Consider the following 2,361-nt stretch of genomic DNA (forward strand, 5'->3'; position numbering starts at 1 on the left):
CACTTTATAGCGTTCGCCAAACTCTTTACCGTCTTTGTCTTTGCCAGCGTCTAGGGTAAATACGTTCACCACTTGCCCTGTAATCTGTAACATTAGTTGTCCCCTGTTGCTGCTTCAGCCTGTAAAGTAAATTTCCATTCTTCGTATTCTTCAGCAATCTGTTGCAACTCGATGCCGTCTAAATTTTCTAAGAAGTAAGCAAGACCCAAGCGTAAAAGGTCAGTCATGATGATATTACGGCTTTTGCCTGATACGTCTGCAATCGCTTCAATGTGAGCCGATAAGTCCAAAGACAAACGCAGCGAATACGCTTTGTTAGTGCTATCTGTCTTGAACACTGATGATTTAAGGTTTCTTAGTTGGTCGTCTAAATTACTCATAATGTATACTCGAAACTATGTTAATGCTGATGTGTTTTATTGATGTTTTATTATTAAAGCATATCTAATTTTCTAAATCAATCAATACTTAATCGTGACATGCACCCATAGTTATTATTTCTATCATGCAGATACTAGCAATCAAGGTAGTATTTTTGCTGCGCAAAAATCTCCACCTTGACAGCTAGTCTTTGCATGATTTTTTTCTACTATGGGTTGCATGCCACTAATCCACGTCTAAAAGGGAACCACATAAAGTGCGAACTTAGGAGTTATTCTTTGGCATAACTCAAGTTCATAAAAAAACCGCCCATAAGGACGGTAAGGAAAACACACAAAAATAATTATTTTTTTACGAGATAAAAAAATAATTATTTTTCTGTCTTTTAACTTCTTTCGTTCGTCGTCGTCGGAACTCCTTCTCCTCACTCAATCGTTAAGCCGTATCGGCAATACTTTTTAATTCTGCAACGTGATAGTGTGCCAGCTTCATCACCAGTTCATTATATCGCCTACTATTGCCCTCTAAATAATCACGCTCACAGGCTTCTAATATTTCGGCTCTATGGTTATAGACATTAATCAAAGTCCAAATGGCAAAATCAATATCTTTAATCATCACGCTTTCTTTTTCTGTTTCTGTGGCTAATTCTTCATCTGTTTTTTCTTCGACTTGGAGCAATGCCTTCAAACCCTTAGACCACACGAGCTGTCTTTTACCCTTGAAGCAAATCGCATACTCTTGGAATAACTTTTCATACTCTGGACATTCGACAGATTGCCTAAGCAAGTCAAAAGGCGTTAAGCTATCTTCACGACCTTTTTTTGTATGCCCTTTGGTCATCTCATCTTCAAGCCCCCACTTAGTAACATATTCTTGAGCCTTGCCACCGTCATCTATACGGCAACCACGTTCCAATGATGGCTCTTTCATGCCTTTTTTCACACAGCAATATTGCCAATGACTAGCAAGCAACTTTTCAACAGCTTTAAAATTAATCGGATTTTCAAAGAATAAAAGAATGTGAAAATGTGGGTGCCACCCATTTTCACCATAGGTTACTTCAGTAGCCATAATATGACCAAACTTACCCAGCTTGCCCAAGACTTCAACCGCACCGCCTTTTCTACGACTTGACCAAAACAACTCAAGAGCCTTTGATTGTCTATCCAATAGATAAGCTAAATTGTCCCCGACATGGTGGCGATTGGTTAACGTCATCAAGTAAACCGCACCACCATTTTTTTTAAGATTGTCCATAGCTTTTTTTAGCTCACTTCGTCTTGCTTCACTGATTTTTGCAGAGCAGACAGGACAAGTCCAAACCGAACCACAGCGAACTAAATTGTCATAGTGTGCCTTTTTTCGACCTTCGTTATAACGGATAGATACGTTTTTATCTTTGGTTATTCTTCTTCTAAGACAATTACAAACTCTTTCTTTTGGAAGTAATCGAGAAGCGATATTTTGAAGCGTAAAGCGTTCAGCACGTTTTAAGCGTATTTCTTCAACGCTAGGCGTAGCCTGCTTTGCAGACGATTTCGTATATATACCAAGAGCGACCCCACTGGAGACATTAGGCACAAACGAAGCTTGGGAATTTTCTATAGATTTTCTATAGATTGATTGAGAAAACATGGTATAATTAACCCGTTATTTAGTGATAACAAAAGCCCCTACAGTCGCCAAACTACAAGGGGCTTTTTTATTGCCTATGATTATGCAACGCTAGACATAGCTTGTCTAGGCTTTGCCCCTTTTCTTACAAAACAAACTATGTTGCCTTTGCTTGGCGCAAATGCCCCAACGTCAATAGAAACAACTTTGCCCTTTAGTCCCACCCAGTCTGTTAAATCATCAACGGTTAAATCCATCAAATCATATTTAGCATCGCCATTGGGTAACGCAACATTACCCATTAACTGCACTTTATAGCGTTCGCCAAACTCTTTACCGTCTTTGTCTTTGCCAGCGTCTAGG

At 39.2% G+C, this 2,361-nt stretch carries 3 protein-coding genes; all 3 read right to left on the reverse strand.

Translation table 11 applies throughout. The features are described from left to right. Nucleotides 1-92: 92 nt before the first annotated feature. Entirely contained in the window at nt 93-380 is a 288-nt protein-coding gene (locus RT422_RS12105) for a hypothetical protein (RefSeq protein WP_313422530.1), read from the reverse strand. A gap of 436 nt (nt 381-816) precedes the next feature. Next, complete coding sequence (locus RT422_RS12110; RefSeq protein ID WP_313422532.1) at nt 817-2,019, reverse strand: protein rep; 1,203 nt, start codon at nt 2,017-2,019, stop codon at nt 817-819. 80 nt (nt 2,020-2,099) lie between these two features. Beyond that, nucleotides 2,100-2,361 (reverse strand): hypothetical protein (locus RT422_RS12115; protein ID WP_313422534.1); only part of this gene is annotated, 262 nt, incomplete at its 5' end.

The organism is Moraxella sp. CTOTU49803 (assembly GCF_032097965.1).
In the GTDB taxonomy this organism is placed as follows: domain Bacteria; phylum Pseudomonadota; class Gammaproteobacteria; order Pseudomonadales; family Moraxellaceae; genus Faucicola; species Faucicola tetraodonis.